17 protein-coding genes and 2 pseudogenes are annotated in these 20912 nt (G+C 41.5%); 12 read left to right on the forward strand and 7 right to left on the reverse strand.

Annotated elements, in window-relative coordinates; all coding sequences use genetic code 11:
* Positions 1–46 precede the first annotated feature (46 nt).
* Positions 47–1396 (reverse strand): annotated as a pseudogene (locus tag NSU19_RS01830) (peptide MFS transporter); the annotation flags it as partial.
* 102 nt (positions 1397–1498) lie between these two features.
* On the opposite strand from NSU19_RS01830, the gene NSU19_RS01835 reads away from it, so the two are divergent.
* The gene (locus NSU19_RS01835; RefSeq protein WP_339196453.1) at positions 1499–2377 is read left to right on the forward strand and encodes an IS982 family transposase; all 879 of its coding nucleotides are present in this window, start codon (positions 1499–1501) and stop codon (positions 2375–2377) included.
* A gap of 20 nt (positions 2378–2397) precedes the next feature.
* On the opposite strand, the gene NSU19_RS01840 is transcribed toward NSU19_RS01835, so the two are convergent.
* From NSU19_RS01840 to NSU19_RS01850, 3 genes are all read right to left on the reverse strand, one after another.
* Entirely contained in the window at positions 2398–2547 is a 150-nt protein-coding gene (locus tag NSU19_RS01840) for a hypothetical protein (RefSeq protein WP_339200066.1), read from the reverse strand.
* Positions 2548–2835: 288 nt separating this feature from the next.
* Positions 2836–3828 carry an LLM class flavin-dependent oxidoreductase gene (locus tag NSU19_RS01845; RefSeq protein WP_339198437.1) on the reverse strand — a complete coding sequence of 331 codons (993 nt, stop codon included), beginning with the start codon at positions 3826–3828 and terminating at the stop codon, positions 2836–2838.
* Between the two features lie 24 nt (positions 3829–3852).
* Positions 3853–4497: an SDR family oxidoreductase gene (locus NSU19_RS01850; RefSeq protein WP_339198439.1), complete on the reverse strand. Its 645-nt coding sequence runs from the start codon at positions 4495–4497 to the stop codon at positions 3853–3855.
* Positions 4498–4660: 163 nt separating this feature from the next.
* On the opposite strand from NSU19_RS01850, the gene NSU19_RS01855 reads away from it, so the two are divergent.
* Positions 4661–5860 (forward strand): MFS transporter, encoded by a 1200-nt coding sequence (locus NSU19_RS01855; protein WP_339198441.1) that lies wholly within the window; start codon positions 4661–4663, stop codon positions 5858–5860.
* Positions 5861–6158: 298 nt separating this feature from the next.
* Here NSU19_RS01855 and NSU19_RS01860 read toward each other — a convergent pair whose 3' ends face one another.
* From NSU19_RS01860 to NSU19_RS01870, 3 genes and pseudogenes are all read right to left on the reverse strand, one after another.
* Positions 6159–6389, reverse strand: coding sequence for a hypothetical protein (locus tag NSU19_RS01860; RefSeq protein ID WP_094244976.1), 231 nt, complete (start codon positions 6387–6389; stop codon positions 6159–6161).
* 123 nt (positions 6390–6512) lie between these two features.
* The gene (locus tag NSU19_RS01865; RefSeq protein ID WP_066247103.1) at positions 6513–6797 is read right to left on the reverse strand and encodes a hypothetical protein; all 285 of its coding nucleotides are present in this window, start codon (positions 6795–6797) and stop codon (positions 6513–6515) included.
* Between the two features lie 642 nt (positions 6798–7439).
* Positions 7440–8805 (reverse strand): annotated as a pseudogene (locus NSU19_RS01870) (ISLre2 family transposase).
* A gap of 288 nt (positions 8806–9093) precedes the next feature.
* Here NSU19_RS01870 and NSU19_RS01875 point away from each other — a divergent pair.
* The 10 genes from NSU19_RS01875 to NSU19_RS01920 all read left to right on the forward strand — a co-directional run bounded on the left by NSU19_RS01875 (position 9094) and on the right by NSU19_RS01920 (position 20856).
* Entirely contained in the window at positions 9094–10317 is a 1224-nt protein-coding gene (locus tag NSU19_RS01875; RefSeq protein ID WP_339198444.1) for an MFS transporter, read from the forward strand.
* A gap of 194 nt (positions 10318–10511) precedes the next feature.
* A complete protein-coding gene (ugpC, locus tag NSU19_RS01880) occupies positions 10512–11633 on the forward strand; it encodes a sn-glycerol-3-phosphate ABC transporter ATP-binding protein UgpC (RefSeq protein WP_094244978.1) in 1122 nt (373 codons plus the stop codon).
* Between the two features lie 62 nt (positions 11634–11695).
* Positions 11696–12556: a sugar ABC transporter permease gene (locus NSU19_RS01885; RefSeq protein ID WP_339199941.1), complete on the forward strand. Its 861-nt coding sequence runs from the start codon at positions 11696–11698 to the stop codon at positions 12554–12556.
* The gene (locus tag NSU19_RS01890; protein ID WP_094244980.1) at positions 12553–13365 is read left to right on the forward strand and encodes a carbohydrate ABC transporter permease; all 813 of its coding nucleotides are present in this window, start codon (positions 12553–12555) and stop codon (positions 13363–13365) included. The genes NSU19_RS01885 and NSU19_RS01890 overlap by 4 nt, the downstream gene beginning before the upstream one ends.
* 16 nt (positions 13366–13381) lie before the next feature.
* A complete protein-coding gene (locus NSU19_RS01895) occupies positions 13382–14731 on the forward strand; it encodes an ABC transporter substrate-binding protein (RefSeq protein WP_339198448.1) in 1350 nt (449 codons plus the stop codon).
* Between the two features lie 50 nt (positions 14732–14781).
* Positions 14782–15525, forward strand: coding sequence for a glycerophosphodiester phosphodiesterase (locus NSU19_RS01900; protein ID WP_198318557.1), 744 nt, complete (start codon positions 14782–14784; stop codon positions 15523–15525).
* Between the two features lie 630 nt (positions 15526–16155).
* Entirely contained in the window at positions 16156–17415 is a 1260-nt protein-coding gene (ltrA, locus tag NSU19_RS01905; RefSeq protein ID WP_339199942.1) for a group II intron reverse transcriptase/maturase, read from the forward strand.
* Between the two features lie 450 nt (positions 17416–17865).
* Positions 17866–18564 carry a response regulator transcription factor gene (locus NSU19_RS01910; protein ID WP_063388212.1) on the forward strand — a complete coding sequence of 233 codons (699 nt, stop codon included), beginning with the start codon at positions 17866–17868 and terminating at the stop codon, positions 18562–18564.
* Positions 18554–19963, forward strand: coding sequence for a HAMP domain-containing sensor histidine kinase (locus tag NSU19_RS01915; protein ID WP_339194025.1), 1410 nt, complete (start codon positions 18554–18556; stop codon positions 19961–19963). The genes NSU19_RS01910 and NSU19_RS01915 overlap by 11 nt, the downstream gene beginning before the upstream one ends.
* 29 nt (positions 19964–19992) lie before the next feature.
* Positions 19993–20856, forward strand: coding sequence for a VOC family protein (locus tag NSU19_RS01920; protein ID WP_339198451.1), 864 nt, complete (start codon positions 19993–19995; stop codon positions 20854–20856).
* Positions 20857–20912: the final 56 nt, after the last annotated feature.

A 20912-nucleotide genomic window follows, 5' to 3' on the forward strand; every position in this document is an offset into this window, starting at 1 on the left:
TGTTTATGTTTGAACAGGCAGGTTTTTATCATGCAGCAAGACTTTATTATAGAACATCTTTCATCAAACGTTTAATCATAGGTGCCATGAAGAATAAAATAAGGCCAAGAATAATTGAAATCATGCCGATAATGCCAAAATAAACAATTTCTGTTTCAACTGTGTAGTATTTTACAAGCTGGGCATTAATGGCTTGAGCGGCTGCACTAGTTAAAAACCATAGGCTCATTGTTTGCGCTGAAAAAGCCGCTGGAGCAAGCTTTGTAGTTGCTGAAAGTCCTACTGGGGACAAGCACAGCTCTCCGATTACAACAAGGAAGAAGCTAAGTACGAGCCATAAAGGGCTAACTAATGACTCAGTACCGTTTACATAAGCAGGAATGATCATAACTAGAAATGATAGACCGCCAAAAATAAGTCCGAATGCAAACTTGCTCGGTGTTGATGGCTGACGCTTTCCAAGCTTCACCCAAAACCATGCAAAAACCGGCGCCAAAAAGATGATAAATAAAGGGTTCAATGATTGAAACCATGATGAGTGCAGTTCAAGTCCTGCATAGGATAATTGGGTGCGCTTATCTGCATAAGTGGCCAAAATAATAGCCCCTTGTTCTTGAATAGCCCAAAAAACTACTGCGGCAATAAAGAGCGGAATGTAAGCAATTACACGCGAACGCTCCACTTCTGTTGTTTTAGGACTCCGGTACATAAATATAAAATAACATGCAGGTATTACAATTCCGAGGATGCTGACAATCATAGTAAAGCTATTTATAGTCAAAAGTCCTGCAGGGATGGTGACAGCTAAAAAGGCGATAATTACTAAAGCGCCGATGCCGAAAATAGTGAATACTTTTTTTCGTTCTTCCGGTTGTAACGGGTTAGGCACCTGTGTTCCGGCGAGACCAAGGTTTTTCTTTTTTGTCAGGACAAATGTCAAAAGCCCGAAAAACATACCAATAGCAGCAAGAGCAAAGCCAAGATGAAAATTATATCCTTGTCCTAAAGTTCCAACAATAATGGGAGCTAAAAATCCACCTAAATTAATACCCATGTAAAAAATACTAAACCCTGAATCGCGGCGGGCATCGTTATCTGCATAAAGATCGCCGACAACACTTGATACATTCGGCTTTAAAAGTCCAGTACCAAGAACAATCAGCGTCATGGAAATGAATAAAGCTTCAATATTTCCAGGGAAGGATAAGACGATATGGCCGAGCATGATTAAAATTCCGCCGTAAAAAACAGTTTTGCTTGTCCCTAACAGGCGGTCTGCAATCCATCCTCCAATCGTTCCCGACATATACACAAGAGAACCGTAGATCGCCATAATCGATGCAGCGGTAGCTTCATCTATTCCCAAACCACCTTTAGAAACTTCATAATACATATAACCTGTGGTGCTAGATAAAGATCACAGGATATAAAAATAGCCCTTGCATGGAAAATTCCTTTAAAATGAAAGTGCTACCAAACATTTAAAAGGAGAAGTCCCATGCAAGAGCACTTTCATTTTACAACAGACGAAGCGAAAATTCAAAAACAATATGCAGCGATTTTGTTCTTTGTATCTGGACAATTGTCTTTGATTCAGATGTATTTACAACGCCGAAATCACCATTTGTTGAAGCAAGAAGATGAAGTCATCATCGCCGTCCATGTTCTTGGAAAGTTGTTAGGTTTTACATCCGAACGAGCTTGGCACCGATTTGTGATCGGAAACTTATTTTCGAAAGATTTATTTCCTGAACGTTCTCGATATAACCGCCGTTGTCGAAATCTTGGCTTTGCCGTCAAATGGATACGATATCAACTAGCCAAACGTGGGCAACATCACGCTTATGCGGTAGTGGATAGCTTACCTATTGAACTCTGCCACCACGCACGAATGTATCGCGTCAAACGGTTTCAAGGAATCGCAGATATCGGGTATTGTGCATCCAAAAAGATGGCTTACTATGGGTTTAAGCTTCATCTCCAGATCACTGACCAAGCGCTTCCGATGGGATATGTCGTCACCGAAGCATCCTGTCACGACCGGACAGCTGCGGAAACCGTGATGGCCCAACTTCCTCATCCGTATACACTTGGTGACAAAGGATATGTGAGCCAAGACTTGCAAAAGAAGCTGTATGATGAATACAAGATCACTTTTTGGACGCCCGTTCGGAAAAACCAGAAAATCCATCAATCGAAAGCATGGAAACGATGGATGAAACGAAAACGCAAAATCGTCGAAACCGCGTTCTCGGTTTTAGTGGATTCATTTCGGATCACGAAAATTCGCGCCAATTCGATCTCTGGATTTGAAACGGCGCTTGATGCCATTTTGTTGGCCTATTCGCTCGTTGTTCTTGGGCTAGTTGAGCGTTGACGCTCAACTAGCACCATGGGTTAATACATATAATAAAGAAGTATTGCTCTCATTCCGTAATAGGAAAAACGTTCCCAAAACTCCGTAAAAAACAGCGTAAATAATCCTTTTGGATGTCCGAAAAAACCTTTTTGCGGAAGGCTTTGGACAATCTGCTCCTTTGTTATCATAAAAAATAAACCTCCATTATTTTTATATAATTTTTAAGATGTTTTGAATTGTCCAAAAATAAAAAAATAACCGTACCACCGCTCTTTAAATAATATTTTAATATAATTAAAACGTCAACTATTAAAGGTATAAAATTATATATATATAATATTTAAAACAGTTGTAAGTTAGGGAATTTTTAAAAAAAGGGGAGGATACAATATGAAATTGGTGATTGGCAAAAGAAAAAATCGGTTCCCATATAGGTTAAACCGATTTTATCCATGGTCATATTGATTATATTAACGTTAAGATTTCTTTCTATTTATTTCCTCTGCTATCAATTGATACGATTTTGTGCGTTCTTCATAGCTTCCAGTTATTGTTATGATCATCATTTCATCTGCTTCATACCAATTTTTTAATTCATATAAACGGTGAACGACAAATTTTGGATCGCCAATGATCATATTCTTTTGAAACTGTTGAAACTCATCTGAATTCAGCAATTGCTGCTTTGCTTCTTCTTTTAAAGGAAAATCAAGTGTTTTTCCTTTATGATGCTGAAGATTCCATAAAAAGCTGCTGAAGGTGATTTGCTCCGCTTTTTCGTTAGTTTCAGCGCATATTGCCGAGACTGTGACAATTGTCTTTGGCTGCTGCTTTCTTTTTTTCTGAAATTGGTTTTTATATGTTTGAATAATTTGCCGCCCGTCTTCATTGCTCATAAATTGGCCAAATGCATAGGAAACGCCGTTTTCAGCTGCTAAAAAGGCGCTCTTTATGCTTGTGCCAAGGATCCAAGGTTCAGGAGGAATATTTGGCAAAGGAGAGGCTGAGATGCTTGAAAATAATTCATTTTTTGGATAGTCATTATATAAAAAATGAAGCAGCTCTTGAACGGTTTTCGGCATGTTTTTTACATTTTCGAGATAATTGCCGGATAACGCAATACTTGATTGAGCGTCTCCTCCGGGGGCCCGCCCGATCCCAAGATCAATGCGGTTAGGAAATAATGTTGCCAGCATATTAAACATTTCCGCAACTTTATACGGCTTATAGTGGGGGAGAAGCGTTGCGCCTGACCCGATGCGAATCGATTTTGTTTTTGCCCCTATAACTGGGAGCATAATTTCTGGAGCGGAGCAGGCAAGTCCGGAAAGATTGTGATGCTCCGCAATCCAGTAGCGGGTATAGCCTAGTTTTTCCGCCAATACGGCCAGTTGAATGGATTGCTCCAACGCCTCTTTTGCTGTTGAGTTGTTCAAAATCGGTGCTTGGTCTAAAATGCTAACCTGCATTATTCGCCAACCTTTCTTCGTATATTAAAAATTTTTTAATGCTTCGCGAATCGGGGTGTTTCCTGAGACTAGGTCAAATGAGCGACGAAAAGTGTTTTTCTCCATTATTGATGCAAAAATAACCGAAGCCACATCTTCTCTTGGAATGGCGGCTCTTTCAAGATTTTCGGCAATTTTTATTTTTCCGGTTCCTTTCTCATCCAACAGCGCCCCCGGCCGGACAATTGTATAGTTTAAACGGCTTTGGACAAGGAAACGGTCGGCATAATGCTTGGCAACATAATAATGTTTAATCTTTTCGTTCCAATTTTGTCTATTATGGGCTTGCAGAGCGCTGACCATTATAAACCGTTGAACGCCTGTCTTTTCTGCTGCTTCAATTGTTTTTACGGCACCGTCTAGATCTACTAAAAGAGTTTTATCTGCACCTGTATGTCCGCCTGAACCTGCGGTAAAGACGATCCCTTCCGCACCTTTGATCGCCTCGGCAATCTGATCGACTGTGCCTTCCAAATCAGCTAAAACCGTCTTGACTCCGATCGAGTCAAAATATTCTTTTTGGTTTTCGTTGCGGATCATTGCTTTCACTGTGTGCTCGTTGCTTTCTTTTAATAACTGAACAAGAATTTTTCCGATTTTTCCATTGGCGCCAACTACAACAATTTCCATAAACGGACTCTCCTTTCAAACATCGTTTATTAACATTATTCCAGAAGCTGGCTGTTTTCTCAAATGATCGATACATGGTATGTGGTTGATTTTCCCATCGATGGGGATTAGTATATTAATAATTGACTTTTAAGATGTTCAAGGGGGTAAAGGAGGGGTGAGTATGGAACGCTATACGGTAAGGGCAGAAAAAGAAATTTCTAGTAAAAAAATGCTCTTGATAGTTGGAATCATCTTTGCTGCTTTTAATTTGCGTCCTGCTATTACTTCGGTCGGACCGCTCATCGGTTATATTCGTGAAGATCTCGGAATCTCCAACGGGGTTGCGGGTTTACTAACGACTATCCCGTTAATCGTTTTTGCGGTTCTTTCGCCATTAGCTCCGAAATTTGCAAGCCGATATGGAAATGAAACGGCGATTTTTGCCGGGTTAGTCGTGCTTCTTGCAGGAATGATTATTCGAACATTCGGAGCGATGATCGGTCTGCTTTTAGGAACTGTATTGATTGGAGTAGGCATTGCCATTGGAAATGTGCTTCTTCCGGGTATTGTAAAAGAACGGTTCCCGGATAAAATCGGACTGATGACAAGCGTTTATTCAACAGCTATGGGTATGCTTGCAGGGATCGCTTCCGGTTTAGCAATTCCGTTGTCGGAAGGATTAAAATTTGGATGGAAAAATGCCTTATTATTTTGGGCAATTTTAGCAATTGTGGCGATATGTTTATGGTTTCCATTAATTAGTGGAAAACAGAGATCCGCGAAACCGCCAATTGAACATATTTCAAATGGTTTTTTGCTCCGGTCGCCGCTGGCATGGCAAGTCACATTTTTTATGGGTCTTCAATCGTTCTTATTTTATAGTATGGTTGCATGGCTCCCTGAAATTTTGCAGGCGGACGGATTAAGTGCTTCAACAGCTGGTTGGATGCTGTTTCTTGTGCAAATTGCTGGCTTGCCGGCAACATTTGTCGCTCCGGCACTGTCGGACAAATATGCAGATCAAAGGCGAATTGTAGCGGTTTTAGGAGCTATTTATTTAGCAGGTCTCGTTGGATTATTGTATGGCGGGCCTCTTTTACTGATTGTCTTTTGGATTATTTTAATCGGTATTGGACAAGGGGCAAGCATTGGGCTCGTATTAGCGCTATTTGGTTTAAGAACAAGAAGCTCCGAGCAAGCTTCCGCTTTATCGGGAATGGCGCAATCAATTGGTTATTTGCTTGCTGCTTTTGGGCCCATTTTAATTGGCGTTTTGTATGACAAAACTCATTCGTGGGTGGTGCCCATTTTATTGTTTATTGCTGTCTGTGTTTTGATGATCATTGCTGGATTGAATGCCGGACGAAATAAGTATGTGTAAAAAGAAACTAAATAAAAAGCCGGGGCAGTTCAAAGTCGTTTTTTCGGCTTATTGACTGCCCCTTTTAATGTTTTAGAAACGTTGATATATCGGTGTTTATGATTGTTTGTTTTCAATGGGGAATTGACTTTTTGGACAACCCCAAGCTTTTTATTGTATTTGGAAGGTTCCATTTGATAAATGAATGTTCACATCGGCGATGGATGCAATGTTTAAGAAGGGCTGTCAAGAAAGTCAGTGAAAAACGATTTTCTTGACAGCACCATTCCAGCTTGTTGATAGTGATTAATAATATTGATTATTCTTCCTCATAATTAACACCTATTGTAACCTCTTTATTTTCAATTGAAAAGTTTACATTCCATCTAGGATGTATTTTAACTTTATTATCTTCATCAAGTTCTAGGACCCCGTGTATTTCATCATTATTTTTAGAAATGAAAATAACTTGCTTTGTTTCTTCATTTACATAAACATTAATTGATTCATGATAATTAAGTGTAAAACCGTTAAAAGTCATTTTCTTCATAAACTAAATCTACTCCTATTCTTTATTTGGATAACACTTTCCCATTTTTATCTAAAGAAGCTATTCTTTTTCCATCTTTCTTTAATTTCCATACACGTCCACCATGTCCTGCTGTATCTTTTTCTACTGACCACTTCCCATTTTTAAAAGTACCAGAATTTTAGTTAGAGGTGTATTCCCGTGTTTATCTTTAAAAGAACCTAATTTCACTTTTCCGTTTGAATCTAACAATGATTGTGGTATTCCATAATTAGAAGCAATTACTCTTTTAGGATCATTAAAATAGTTAGAAATAGTTTTATAGAGCCAACTTCCAGCCTTAATAGTAACCCCACCAACTACTATTGCACCAGTCGCTAGTAATGCAACTTGACCAACACCAGGAACAAAATAAATAGCAGGAGCCAATGCAAAGAAAGGTTAAATAGAAGAACCACCATTACCATCACTTAAAACAACAATCTCAGGTGATTTTAAATACTCCTCAAATTCCTCTGGACTATAAAATTTTCCATCTATCAAAACACCATCTTCCAAACTTCAAAATTAGGAATATCTTGGTTATAAATGATCTCCTCATCTTTAAATTGAGAAGCTTTTAGAGTAGATATACCTGCAGTTCCTACAGATGAAAAAATTAAAGCAAAACTAAAATACATTTCATGCGGTTCATATCAAACGTTGCCTTTCAATTTTTGGTTCTTAAAATGTTTAAACAGGTAGAGAAATCACATATCCGATAAAAAACAGCATTGTTAAAAATATTTTTGATTTTCCAACCTTTTTAGCTGTTCTATAAAATCCCCCCTTTAAACTTCCAATTTTATGTAGGTTTTTAGCGATTGGGATACATTTCCATTAATGTTATTATAGTATTATGTTGTTTTCAACCCCTCTATATAACATGAGTCAGTCAAGACTTTGTGGGAACTTTTTGATTCGCTGAAAAAAGAAGTAAGTCATAGGTTAGCGAACCATTTTTTTGAATCATCCGTAAGCGCTTTTGGACTCTCATCTCTTGCCATGACGGACGAATATGTATACCTTTTTTTACCATCCCTTGAATTCAGACAGGGCATGATAGATCGGAGTCCCGGACGATTGCTGTAAATATGGCTTGTTTCCGCGTTACCTCTGGAAGAAGACGGCGGATGCGTTGTTTCGCCTTGTTCACGATCGTCTGTTTGGTAGATGCCGTTTCCTCCGCCGGATGCGACGATTCTTCTCCTAAACGATGTCCGAAAAGACGAATCCCATCCATCCGGGCAATCATTGCCTTGAAAAACGCCCTGAGTCCCTTGTCTGTCCAACTGCGGCGGTATTTCACCCGATATGCCAGCTGGCTCATCACGCTTTCAGCCCTCCCCATCGGATACATGCCCGTTGTGTCCACTCCTTGCTCCTTCAGCCATTCCCGGTAATCACGGATGCATCCCGGCATCGATTCGATCCGGTGGATCAAGGCAGCCAGCTGTTGTTCTTTCGCTTCGTCCCCCAGCGTGCCGAGGGCGCTGTTCAGTTCCACAAGCAGCTTCTCTTCATCCTGCTTCGCCAGCTTTTGCCGAATCGCCTGCCACCGTGGATGGCCCGAGAGGCATTGGCGCAACTCACGCGCCACGTGGAATCGATCCAATTGGAAGCAGACCCGTCCTTTGAAATACTCCCGGCACGCGGTAATCCATGGAGCGCCGTCCCCGTTGATGACAAGAAGATCCCGACACGGATCATAGGCATATTCGTTCATCAAAAATTCCTCGAAGCCTTCCCACACCTCCCCCTTGCCCTCATGGACGTAATGGCGCTGATTCACGAATTCGATCCGTGAGCCGTTGCGCTTCCACCCTTCGTGAACGGTCAGGATTTTGTCTTCCTTGGCCCGTTTTCCCTTCCCTTGGCGAGAGACAAACAGTCCATCGGCCTCCACAAACAGCACCCGTCCATATCGCTGGTCAACCGGGCAGTGCAGCGGAACTTCAGCCTCGAGCACCAACTGGCGGATCGCCTCATGGCTCATCACCGGATACCCGACCATCTGGGCAAGCGTATGAGCCGCTTTGCGATAGGAAGAGCACTCCACAGCCAATCCCACCGCCGTTTCTTCTAGACAAGGGCTGATTGACTGCGATCCATCAAACGCTAAAAAGGAATCAAGCAAAAACGTGTAACGGTTTTGTTCTCGGTCTAAATAGTAGTTTCGCTCAAAGGTAACTTCGCCAAACAAGGTTTGAATCGTGGTGCGTCGTTTGTCTTTCAAGTGGTACCGGCGCTTGTCCCGGGTTTCCGCCAATTGTCGGTCGATGTCCTCCAACAAAGCCGTAAACAGCTCGGTGAAGGCGTTTTGCAAGGCTCGAAACAAATCAAGTTCGATCTCTTTCCATGTCAACGAATTTGTGGTAAGATGTTGTTGAATATTCATGGGACTCTCTCCTCCTGTTTGTGGTGTGGTCAATGAACATCTTACCAGGGAGAGAGTCCTTTTTTCATGTTTCCTGCTTGGGATCCTACCGCGCTTTGCTTGGTGGCCCCGATGAGGGGGATTGCGAACCTACGTTCCCAACCCCCTCATCGGGGAATTCTAAGAATTTCTCCCACAAACATTTTACTCACACGGTTTTGTTTGTTTTATTGATTTTTTTGGTGATGGGGGATTAGTATATAAATATTGGTTGTTAAGGCAGGCTAAAGGAAATAAGGGGGGATTTTGATGGAGCACAATGCGTTGGAAAGTGCAAAAGCAATACATGCCCGGAATACGTTTTTCATTATCGGCATCATCCTTGTTGCGTTTAATTTGCGTCCGGCCATTACATCGGTGGGGCCGCTCGTCGGTTCTATTCGGGATGATCTAGGAATTACCAATGGGGCGGCAGGCCTTTTGACGACAATTCCGCTCATTGCATTTGCTGTTCTTTCGCCTCTTGCTCCGAAGATGGGAAATCGATACGGCAATGAAGCAGCTGTCTTTGGCGGGCTAGTTGTACTTTTTGCTGGGATGATTGTCAGATCCTTTGGTTCTACCGTTGGATTATTTTTAGGGACTGTTATGATCGGGATTGGTATTGCTGTTAGCAATGTCCTCCTGCCGGGGATTGTAAAAAAGAAATTCCCAGAAAGAGTTGGTTTGATGACAAGTGTTTATTCAACGGCGATGGGGATGCTGGCAGGCACTGCTTCAGGATTGAGCATTCCACTGTCGGAAGGTTTGGGGCTAGGATGGAGGAACGCTTTGCTTTTTTGGGCAGTATTGGCTATTTTGGCTTTATTTTTATGGCTTCCTCAAATACATTGGAAAGAAGGCCGTGCGCCTCGGCAAACTGGAAACGCAGCAGGTGGATTTTTGCTGCGCTCGCCTCTCGCTTGGCAGGTCACTTTTTTTATGGGGTTTCAATCATTTTTGTTTTATAGTTCCATTGCGTGGATTCCGGAAATTTTACAGGCGGATGGGCTGAATGCTGCAACTGCCGGCTGGATGTTATTTCTTATGCAGATTGCCGGTTTGCCTGCCACCTTTATGGCTCCGGCGCTTGCTGACAAGTTTGCAGATCAAAGATGGATTGTAGCCGTTTTAGGAGTGGTTTATATAGTTGGTTTGATTGGTCTGTTAAATGGAGGCGGTATTTTTTGGATCATCTTATGGATGACTTTCATTGGCATTGGCCAAGGAGCGAGCGTCGGGCTGGCTTTGGCTTTTTTCGGTCTTAGAACGAGAAGCGCCGAACATGCATCTGCATTGTCGGGGATGGCTCAGTCAATCGGTTATTTGCTGGCTGCTTTCGGCCCTATTTTGTTTGGCTTTTTGTATGATCAGACCCATTCTTGGACGATGACCATCATTTCATTTATTGCCGCTTGTGTTTTGATGACGGCGTTCGGTTTAGGAGCCGGGCGAAATAAATATGTTGAAATGGAAGCAGATGAACGGGAATGAAAGCGGATGTTGATTGCCGCTTTTTTTTTGTTGAAAAAATGTTTTTTACAAAAGATTCAAAGCAATTTTACAATTTTCCAATCTTTATTAACATTTCGTTAAAAGTTTCCGCTTAAAATGAAATGTATGGAATCCATGTAATTCCCTGTAAAAAAAGGTGGATTCGGCATGTTTCGCAGAAAGGAGATTCCGAAATGAAAAAAGTGGATTTACTCAATGTTTCAAAATCATACGACGGCCATCACTACGTCATTCACGAGATCTCTGTGTCAATCGAAACCGGAGAATTTTTTGTTCTTGTAGGGCCTTCCGGTTGTGGGAAAAGCACGATGTTAAGGATGATTGCAGGATTAGAAAATATATCCGAAGGTGAAATTTGGATAGAGGGGAGAAAGGCCAATCATTTGCTTCCTCATGAACGTGACATTTCAATGGTGTTTCAAAACTATGCGCTGTTTCCCCATTTAACTGTCGAAAAAAACATTCGCTTCGGCTTGCATACAAAGAAAATCAGCAAGCAAGAACAAAAAAGAAGATGCCAAGAAGCGGCTGAAATGCTTGGTTTGACGGAATTATTAGACCGCAAACCTCGCGAACTTTCCGGGGGACAGAGGCAGCGTGTTGCTTTAGCGAGAGCGATTGTCACGCAATCTTCAATTTGTTTAATGGATGAACCTTTGTCAAACCTTGATGCGAAGCTAAGAGCAAAAATGCGTTCGGAAATACGGCAAATCCAGCGGCAATTAGGCATTACGATGATTTATGTTACACACGACCAAATCGAAGCCATGACCATGGCCGACCGCATGATGGTTTTAAATAAGGGGGAAATCCAGCAAATCGGAAGGCCGCTTGATATTTATAATCGGCCTGCCAACACATTTGTCGCCTCCTTTATCGGTTCTCCCCCGATGAATCTTGCGAAGGTGAAGTTTGAAGGGAATGTGCTGATTTTTGAAGATGGGCGAGCCTTTGCCATTTCTGAAAAAGTGAGCAAAACTGTAAAAGAAAAAGATTTGCTGATCGGTATTCGGCCTGAAGCGATCCGATTGGCTCGAAACGGAGAAAATGCCCTAGTGGTCACAACAGTCAATAGTGAAATATTAGGTACTGAAACTTTTATTTCCTTTCAAATGGCAAATGTTCAGTGGGTGGCTCGTTGGAATGGGCAATGGAACATACCAATTGGCAAGAAAATACCAATTGTTGTCAATGAACAAGACATTTTTCTTTTTAGTGCAAAAAATGGCCAACGATTATATTCATCTCCACAAGAAAAAAGTTCATTTTCTTTGGAGGAGGAGATACTGCTATGAAAGCTGAGACAGAGCTGCCGGTAAAGGTTGAAGAAAAAGAAAAAGGGCGGCGGACATTGCCGATGTTTGTCCAAGGAGCACTTTATTTGTCGCCCTCGCTCGTGCTGTTTTCCATTTTTTTGTTTTATCCGATGGCTAGAACAATCTATTTGAGCTTGTTTTTGACCGATGGACAAGGAGAGCCGATCCGTTTTGTCGGGTTCGAAAATTTCACTTATTTATTCCAGTCGCCAAGCTTTCAAAATAGTATAAAAGCTACCGTCTTATTTGTTCTTTATACGGTGCCTGCGGGCATTTTGCTCGCTCTGTTTTTAGCAATTATTGCAAACGAAAAGTTAAAGGGGATCGGTTTTTTCCGAACAATTTTCTCTTCGACAATGGGGATGAGTGTCGCAGCGTCTTCTGTCATCTGGATGTTTATGTATAACCCGGCGATCGGCCTATTCAATCAAATTGTTCAAGTTTTTGGGCTTTCTGAAACGCAATGGCTGCTGGATCCGAAATATGCGCTGTTGGCCGTTTCGGCAGCAACGATTTGGATGAATACCGGTTTTGCTTTTCTTGTGCTGCTGGGAGGCCTGCAAAACATCGATCAACAATTATACGAGTATGCCAAAATTGCTGGTGTCGGCTATTTTTATCAATTAAGGAAGATTACTCTTCCGCTGTTGTCGCCCACTTTGTTTTTCATCATTACGGTTTCGCTGATCAATGCGTTCCAAACCTTTGGGCAGATCGATATGTTAACAAAAGGCGGACCGATTGAAACAACCAATGTGATTGTTTATTCCATTTACAAAGATGCTTTTATAAATCATAATATCGGCTCTGCAAGTGCTCAGGCGGTGCTGTTGTTCTTTGCCATTTTGCTAGTCACATTGCTGCAATTTAAGATTGGCGAGAAGAAGGTGCATTACCAATGAGAACGGCCAAAACCATCATTTTATACATCCTTTTGATCATGTCAGCGGCGGTTATGGTTTTTCCGATCTTTTATGCATTTATGATCAGCTTTATGGAAGGAAGAGAAGTTTTAGGAGGACGCATTATACCGCAATCTTTTACATTTGATAATTACATGTCCGCTTTTGAACGAGTGCCGCTTCTGCGTTATTTGTGGAACAGCTTTATCGTTTCGCTGGCGATCATGGTGGGCCAATTAGTTGTGTCAAGTTTAGCTGCGTTTGCTTTTGCTTTTTTGACGTTTCGTGGAAGAGATTTTCTGTTTTTCCTTTTTATCTCCACGATGATGATTCCATGGGAAGCAACGATGGTTCCGAATTTTATGACCGTGCAAAAATTGGGGTGGCTTAATACATATACAGGTTTGACCGTTCCATTTTTTGCTCTCGCATTTGGGACATTTTTGCTTCGGCAGCATTTCAAAACGATTCCAATCGAATTGTATGAAGCGTCACTGGTGGCCGGCATTTCCCGTTTTCGTTTTTTTTGGAGCGTCGTTCTTCCGGTTTCCAAAACTAGTTTAGTAACCTTAGGGATTTACAGCTTTTTAACGGCTTGGAATATGTATTTGTGGCCGCTTCTTGTGACAAACAATGATTCGGTCCGAACGGTGCAAATTGGTCTGAAGCAAATGCAGTCGCAAGAAATTTCTACTGAATGGGGGGTGGTTATGGCAGCTGTGGTCATCGTTATTTTGCCGACGTTAATTCTGCTGTTTGCTGGACAAAAAAGGTTGCAAAGCGGGTTGACACAGGGCGCAATTAAATAAGGGAGGTTGTCCAATTATGAAAAAACCAATGATGCTGCTTTTCTTTTGCCTACTGCTTTTTTTAAGTGCATGTTCAAGTTCCAACCAACCATCCAGTTCTGAAGCAAATGGGGAAAAGCAAAATCAGTCCGATGGAGAAAAAACGGAAGTAATTTTTTGGCATGCGATGGGTGGTGAATTAGAGCCTGTTCTCAATGAAATCGTGGACGAATTTAATAAAAAGCAGGAGAATATTGAAGTAAAGCCGATTTTTCAAGGTTCATATGAAGAAGCGCTGACAAAGTTTAATACTGTCGCAGGTACGAAAGATGCCCCTGCCATAATGCAAATTTTTGAAGTGGGGACGAAGTATATGATCGATAGCGGAAAAATACAACCGGTGCAAAAATTCATTGATGAGGAGAATTATGATACTTCCCAATGGGAAAAAAACATTTCAAACTATTATTCGGTTGGCGGAGTGCAATATTCGATGCCGTTTAATTCTTCAACCCCCGTATTGATTTACAATAAAGATGTCTTTAAAGAAGCCGGTTTGGATCCAGAAAAGCCGCCAATGACATACAGCGAGTTGAAAGACGCAGCCAAAAAATTGACGAAAGGCCAAGAACGCTACGGCTTTTCCATTTTAAATTACGGCTGGTTTTTTGAGGAGCTTTTAGCAGTTCAAGGCGGGCATTTCGTTGACCAAGAAAACGGACGCGAGGGCAATGCACAGAAAGCGGTTTTTAATAGTGAAGAAGGTTTAAGAGTTTTTGAATTGATAGCCGACATGTACAAAGAAGGTACATATTATAATGTTGGAACAAACTGGGATGATATCCGCGCCGCCTTTCAGTCAGGCAAAATCGCCATGTATTTGGATTCCTCCGCCGGCGTGAAAGCAATTGTAGACAACGCCCCATTTAATGTTGGCGTTTCATATTTGCCGGTGCCGGATAATGTTGAAAGACAAGGCGTCATTATTGGCGGGGCATCTATTTGGATGTCTGCGGGCATTGAGGAAGAAACACAAAAAGCGGCATGGGAATTTATGAAATATTTAACAACACCGGAAGTACAAGCAAAATGGCATGTAGAATCTGGTTATTTTGCAATCAATCCAAAAGCGTATGAAGAAGATATTGTGAAACAAGAATGGGAAAAATATCCGCAATTAAAAGTGACGGTTGACCAGCTTCATGATACAAAGCCAACGGCCGCTACTCAAGGTGCGCTTATTTCCGTATTTCCTGAAGCGCGGCAAAAGATTGTAACCGCAATGGAAAACATTTATCAAGGCATGGATCCGAAACAGGCTCTTGACCGGGCCGCCCAAGAAGTGGATCGTGCGTTGGAAGTTGCAAACAAAAAACAGGAAAATTAACATGCAGCGCGAAATGTTTTATAGATTTGTAGTTTTAAGGAGAGATGAAAATGGGTGAAACGATGCATATTTATGCTCATCGCGGGTTTAGCGGCAAATATCCTGAAAACACGATGGCTGCTTTCCGTGCAGCAGCCGAATTAAAAGTGGAGGGCATCGAATTGGACGTGCAGATGACAAAAGATGGTGAAGTTGTAGTGATTCATGATGAGCGAGTGGACAGAACGACAAACGGGACAGGTTTTGTGAAAGATTATACGTATCAAGAACTAAGCCGATTTGATGCAGGAAGCTGGTTTCACCCGGATTTTTCAAACGAAATGGTTCCGAGATTGGGAGAAGTTTTGCGGTTTATTTCGTCAATCGGCGATCCGATAACGGTAAACATCGAACTGAAAAACAGTCTGTTTCGCTATTTGAATTTAGAGGAAAATGTATTGCATGAGGTTTATCGCTATTCTTTGCAGGATCGCATTATTATTTCATCATTTTGCTACGAAAGTTTGGAAAAGGTTCGAAGTTTAGACGAGAACATTTCTTTAGCTTTTCTAATACAAGGCATCAAAAGAAATGCCGTTGAGAAAGCGAAAGCCATTCATGCGGACATCCATTGCCAAAAATCTTTTGCCTTAAGTAAATATGGAAAAGAAGCTGTCAATGAAGGATGCCGTTTAAGGGTTTACACTGTCAATCATGTAAAAGACTATATCCCCTTGAAGGAGGCCAATGTGTCTGCCATTATCACAGATGTTCCGGATGCATTTATAAGCCTTGTAAATGAAGGGGCTGTCTGAAAAAAGACCATTTTCGTATCATATGTTTCCAAATAAAAGGCCCAAGAATGTAGATATAACAACATTCTTGGGTTTTGTGTGCGCCCGGCATGGGTGTAATCTATAGGGTGAAAGTCCCGAGCTGCGAAGGCAGAAGTAGCAGTTAGCTTAACGCAAGGGTGTCCGTGGCGACGCGGAATCTGAAGGAAGCGAGCGGCAAACTTCCGGTCTGAGGAACACGAACTTCATATGAGGCTAGGTATCACTGGGTGAGTTTGCACAACAAAACAAAGCCCTTTCTGCCGAAGGTGATACAGAGTAAATGAAGCAGATGGATGGAAGGAAAGATTACACTCTTACCCGGGGAGGTCTGGCTGGCACGCCAAGTAACCTTGGTAACCTATCTAGTGATAGATAGCTGAACAGTCAGAAGTCAGCAGAAGTCATAGTACTCTTTCAAGCTCGAGATGGAAGAGGAAGGACTGAACAATTAAGGAGAACGAATCGCTAGGCGTTCATCTTCTGTGTGGAAGCAGACAATCCGATAGGACTTACTTGAAGGAGGAAGTGGTGAATCCCACGGGGGACTTCAAGAGGGTGGAGCAGAAGATGGCACAAATAGAAGAATTCGTTCACGTGGAGAGGATATCAATGTTGATGGAAATGATTTTGTCACGGGAAAATCTCCTGGCGGCACTGAAACGAGTCGAACAGAATAAAGGAAGTCACGGAGTAGATGGCATGTCCGTAAAAGACCTACGAAAACACCTCTACGAAAATTGGGACTCCATTCGACAGTCGTTGAGAGAAGGAACCTACAAGCCCTTACCCGTCCGTCGAGTCGAAATCCCGAAACCGAACGGTGGAGTAAGACTTCTAGGGATCCCTACCGTGACGGATCGTTTCATCCAACAAGCGATTGCCCAAGTGTTGACGAAAATCTTTGATCCGACCTTCTCGAACCATAGCTATGGTTTCCGCCCAGGCAGAAGGGGACATGATGCGGTTAGGGAAGCAAAGGGTTATATCAAAGAAGGATATCGTTGGGTAGTCGATATAGACCTAGAGAAATTCTTTGACAAGGTGAATCACGACAAACTGATGGGGATCTTGGCGAAAACGATCAAAGATCGAATTCTACTGAAGGTAATTCGCCGGTATCTTCAATCAGGCGTGATGATCAATGGAGTGGTAATGGAAACGGACATGGGAACGCCTCAAGGCGGCCCGCTTAGTCCACTTTTATCAAACGTCATGCTTCATGAATTGGATAAGGAGCTTGAGAAACGAGGACATAAGTTTGTTCGGTATGCGGATGACTGTAACATCTATGTGAAAACAAAGAAAGCAGGAATTCATGTCATGAATTCCATTACGAACTTTATCGAGAAGGAGTTAAAGCTCAAGGTAAATAAAGAGAAATCGGCGGTAGACCGTCCTTGGAAACGGAAGTTTCTCGGTTTCAGCTTCACACTCAATAAGACTCCAAAGGTACGGATTGCGAACGAAAGTGTGAAACGTTTGAAGAACAAGATCCGTGAAATTACATCAAGGTCGAAACCGTATCCAATGGAGAAAAGGATTGAGAAACTGAACAAGTATTTAATGGGATGGTGCGGATATTTTGCCTTGGCAGAAACACCAAGTAAGTTCAAAGAATTTGATGAATGGATTAGACGAAGGCTTCGGATGTGTTTGTGGAAAGAATGGAAAACCCCGAAAACAAGAATTCGGAAACTCAGAGGATTAGGGGTTCCAAGCCATAAAGCATTCGAATGGGGCAATACACGCAAGAAATATTGGCGGATTGCCTGCAGTCCCATTCTACACAAAACCCTCGACAACTCCTATTGGAAGCGTCGAGGGTTAAGAAGTCTATTCGAAAGATATCAAGCACTACGTCATACTTAATTGAACCGCCGTATACCGAACGGTACGTACGGTGGTGTGAGAGGTCGGGGGTTAGTCACCCCCTCCTACTCGATTTTTTATGATTAGGCTGAAACCCCATTTTTCAGGTTCAGCTTTTAGTTGAAAATGCCGCATATGCAATGGTTGCAATGGCCGGATCGTACGTCGCCAAGACTTTGAAAGGACAAGTACACATATATGATGGGAAAAATGATAATTTTAAAGGCTTTTGCCTTTTGGACGATATGCTCAACAGCGCCTTTAAAAAATTCATTTATCCTCTCCCTCCGTTGCTGTTTTTCATGAGTAAGCTTATCTAAAACAGATGAACAAATTATGACAAACTGTTATGGAAAAATTAATTTATCGGAACAGAGGCTGCGGCGGTTGATTCTGATTACCGGCTCGTTTATTTTGAAAATAGAGATTGTTTTTGCGGGAGGATAACGAATGAAAATATTGGTGATTGAAGATAATGAAAGCGTCTGTTCGATGCTAAATATGTTTTTTATAAAGGAAGGGATTGAAGGGGAATTTGTCCATGATGGACTTGAAGGCTACCAATCCGCTAAGAGTGGCAATTGGGACTTGCTCATCATCGATTGGATGCTTCCCGGAATGGATGGAGTCACGCTTTGCAGAAAATTAAGAGAAGAAGAACACTCCGTTCCGATCATCATGCTGACCGCTAAAGACAGTGAATCCGATCAAGTGATCGGACTTGAAATGGGAGCCGATGATTATGTCACGAAACCGTTTAGCCCGATTGCACTAATGGCGAGAATAAAGGCAGTGGCGAGAAGATATAACAAGCAAGAACCTCGTCAAAAAAACATTGTGACAACCAAACACTTTAAAGTGGACAAAGATGCAAGAGAAGCGTATTTTAAAGGACAATCGATTAATAACCTAACTCCAAAAGAGTTTGACCTCCTTTATCATTTTCTCACACATCCGCGCCAAGTATTTACGAGAGAGCAGTTGCTGGAAAGTATATGGGGGTATCAATTTTACGGGGATGAAAGAACAGTTGATGTCCACATGAAAAGGCTGAGAAAGAAGCTCGGGCCTGAAGCGCAAAACTTCCTTCACACGGTTTGGGGGGTGGGATATAAATTCGACGAATCGGTGAAGCACGATGAAACTTAAATATATGTATCAGCTGCTTATTAGCCATATAGGAGTTTTAGTCATTGCATTCTTGATTTTGAGCTTTTCCTTTGCAAAATATGTTGAAAACTATGTTTATCAAAATAAAGTAGAAGAATTGATTGCCTACGGCCAAAACATTTTACATGATTATAGCCGCGATAATTGGGGCGGAAACCGGATTTTGGATCAATACCGGCAGGTGCTGAGGACACGAAATATTATGTTCAGTGTGTTTAATCAACAAGGCGAAATTTTTTATCCGGAAGCTGGCTTTTTCCCGCGGTTCACAATGTCAGAAAAAGAATGGGAGAGTTTGGAGGATGGCAAAATTGTCGTGGTCAAGCAAGATTTAAAACGGTTTGATCAGGCGGTATCCTTCGTTTCTTTGCCATTCATCGTGAACGGGGAGCTGATGGGAGGAGTTCTCCTAGTTTCGCCGATAAGCGGTTCAAGAGAGACCATCAGCGACATTAATCAGTTTTTATTTTATACAATTTTAATTTCGTTGACGGTTTCATTTTTGCTAAGCGGTCTTTTATCGAAGCTGCATGTTCGGAGAATTCAGAGGATTCGTGAAGCAACGTCAATGGTGTCATCTGGAAACTATGACGTCCAGGTGAATGCCTCCAAAATCGATGAAATTGGTGAACTGGCAAGCGACTTTAATGAAATGGTAAAAAAGCTTAAAGCTTCTCAGGAGGAAATAAACAGGCTTGAAAAAAGAAGGAGACAGTTTATTGCAGATGTTTCTCATGAGTTGAAAACTCCTCTTACAACGATCAGCGGTGTCATTGAAGGATTAAAAAGCGATATGATTCCTGAAGAAGAAAAAGAAAGAGGCATTCAATTAGTAAGCCAAGAGGCAAAAAGGCTGATTCGGCTAGTTAATGAAAATTTGGACTATGAAAAAATTCGGTCGAATCAAGTAAAGCTAAATATAGAACCTATACAGTTAATTGATGTGTTTGAAATTGTGAAGGAACAGCTTCTTTCACAAGCTGAGGAGAAAAATAACATTATGATCATTGAAGCGGATGAAAATGAAATCATTTATGCTGATTATGATCGCCTCATTCAAATTTTGATCAATATTGTTAAAAATAGCATTCAGTTTACACAAAACGGAAAAATATTTTTGCGTGGGAAACCTGGATATAAGGAAACAATCATTGAAATCGAAGATACCGGGATCGGAATGGACGAAAAAGAAATTGAAAACATTTGGCAGAGATTTTACAAAGCAGATCTGTCAAGAACAAACAATAAATACGGGGAATTCGGGTTAGGACTCTCAATTGTGAAGCAGTTAGTGCTCCTGCATCAAGGAGAAATCAACGTGACAAGTAAAAAAGGCAAAGGAACGAAATTTGAGATTAAACTGCCTGTCAAAAGCTAAAGAATCTTGTAGAAGGGATTGGATAATACATGGAGCTTGAATTTCATCGTTCGCCCAATAAATATATCGGGGGAGTATCGATCAAAGTGGAGGATCTTAAGAGATCTATTGCGTTTTACCACAATTTATTGGGGTTTAAAATATTAGAGCAAAAGGAAAATAAAGTCGTTTTTTCTGCTGATGGAAAGAAGCCGCTATTGATTGTCGAACAACCGGATAATGTCATAAGAAAACAAGTCCGGACGACAGGGTTATATCATTTTGCCATTTTATTGCCGGAAAGGAAAGATTTAGCTAATGCCCTTTATCATCTCATTCAAATGAACTATCCGCTGCAGGGTGCTTCCGATCATTTGGTCAGTGAAGCGGTCTATTTGGCAGACCCGGATGGAAACGGCATTGAAATTTATGCTGATCGAAAGTCGGCGAATGGGGAATGGAATCAAAATCAAGTTGTGATGGACACGATTCCGTTAGATATAAACGATTTATTTTCTGAAAGAGATCCAGAGGGCTGGCAAGGGATGCCTGAAGCAACCATTATTGGTCATGTTCATTTGCATGTTGCCTATTTAGATGAAGCAGAACAATTTTATTGTAAAGGCCTCGGTTTTCAAATGACATCAAAATATGGATCTCATGCATTATTTATTTCTAGCGGCAAATACCATCACCATATTGCGTTAAATACTTGGAACGGTATAGGGGCTCCAAAGCCTCCTGAGAATAGTGTCGGGCTTAAATGGTTCACAATCATTTTGCCGAATAAGGAAGAAAAAGATCAGGTGATCAAGAGATTAAAAGAAATAAATGCACGTATAACTGAAAAAGATGGAAAAATATACACGATCGATCCTTCCGGAAATCAAATTGAAATAACGACAGCTCATTAAAAATCGATCATGAACATGGACGCATTGGCGTCTTTTTTTTTGTGCAAATTTTTCTT

Source organism: Aeribacillus sp. FSL k6-2211 (genome assembly GCF_037966125.1).
In the GTDB taxonomy this organism is placed as follows: Bacteria; Bacillota; Bacilli; order Bacillales; family Aeribacillaceae; genus Aeribacillus; species Aeribacillus composti.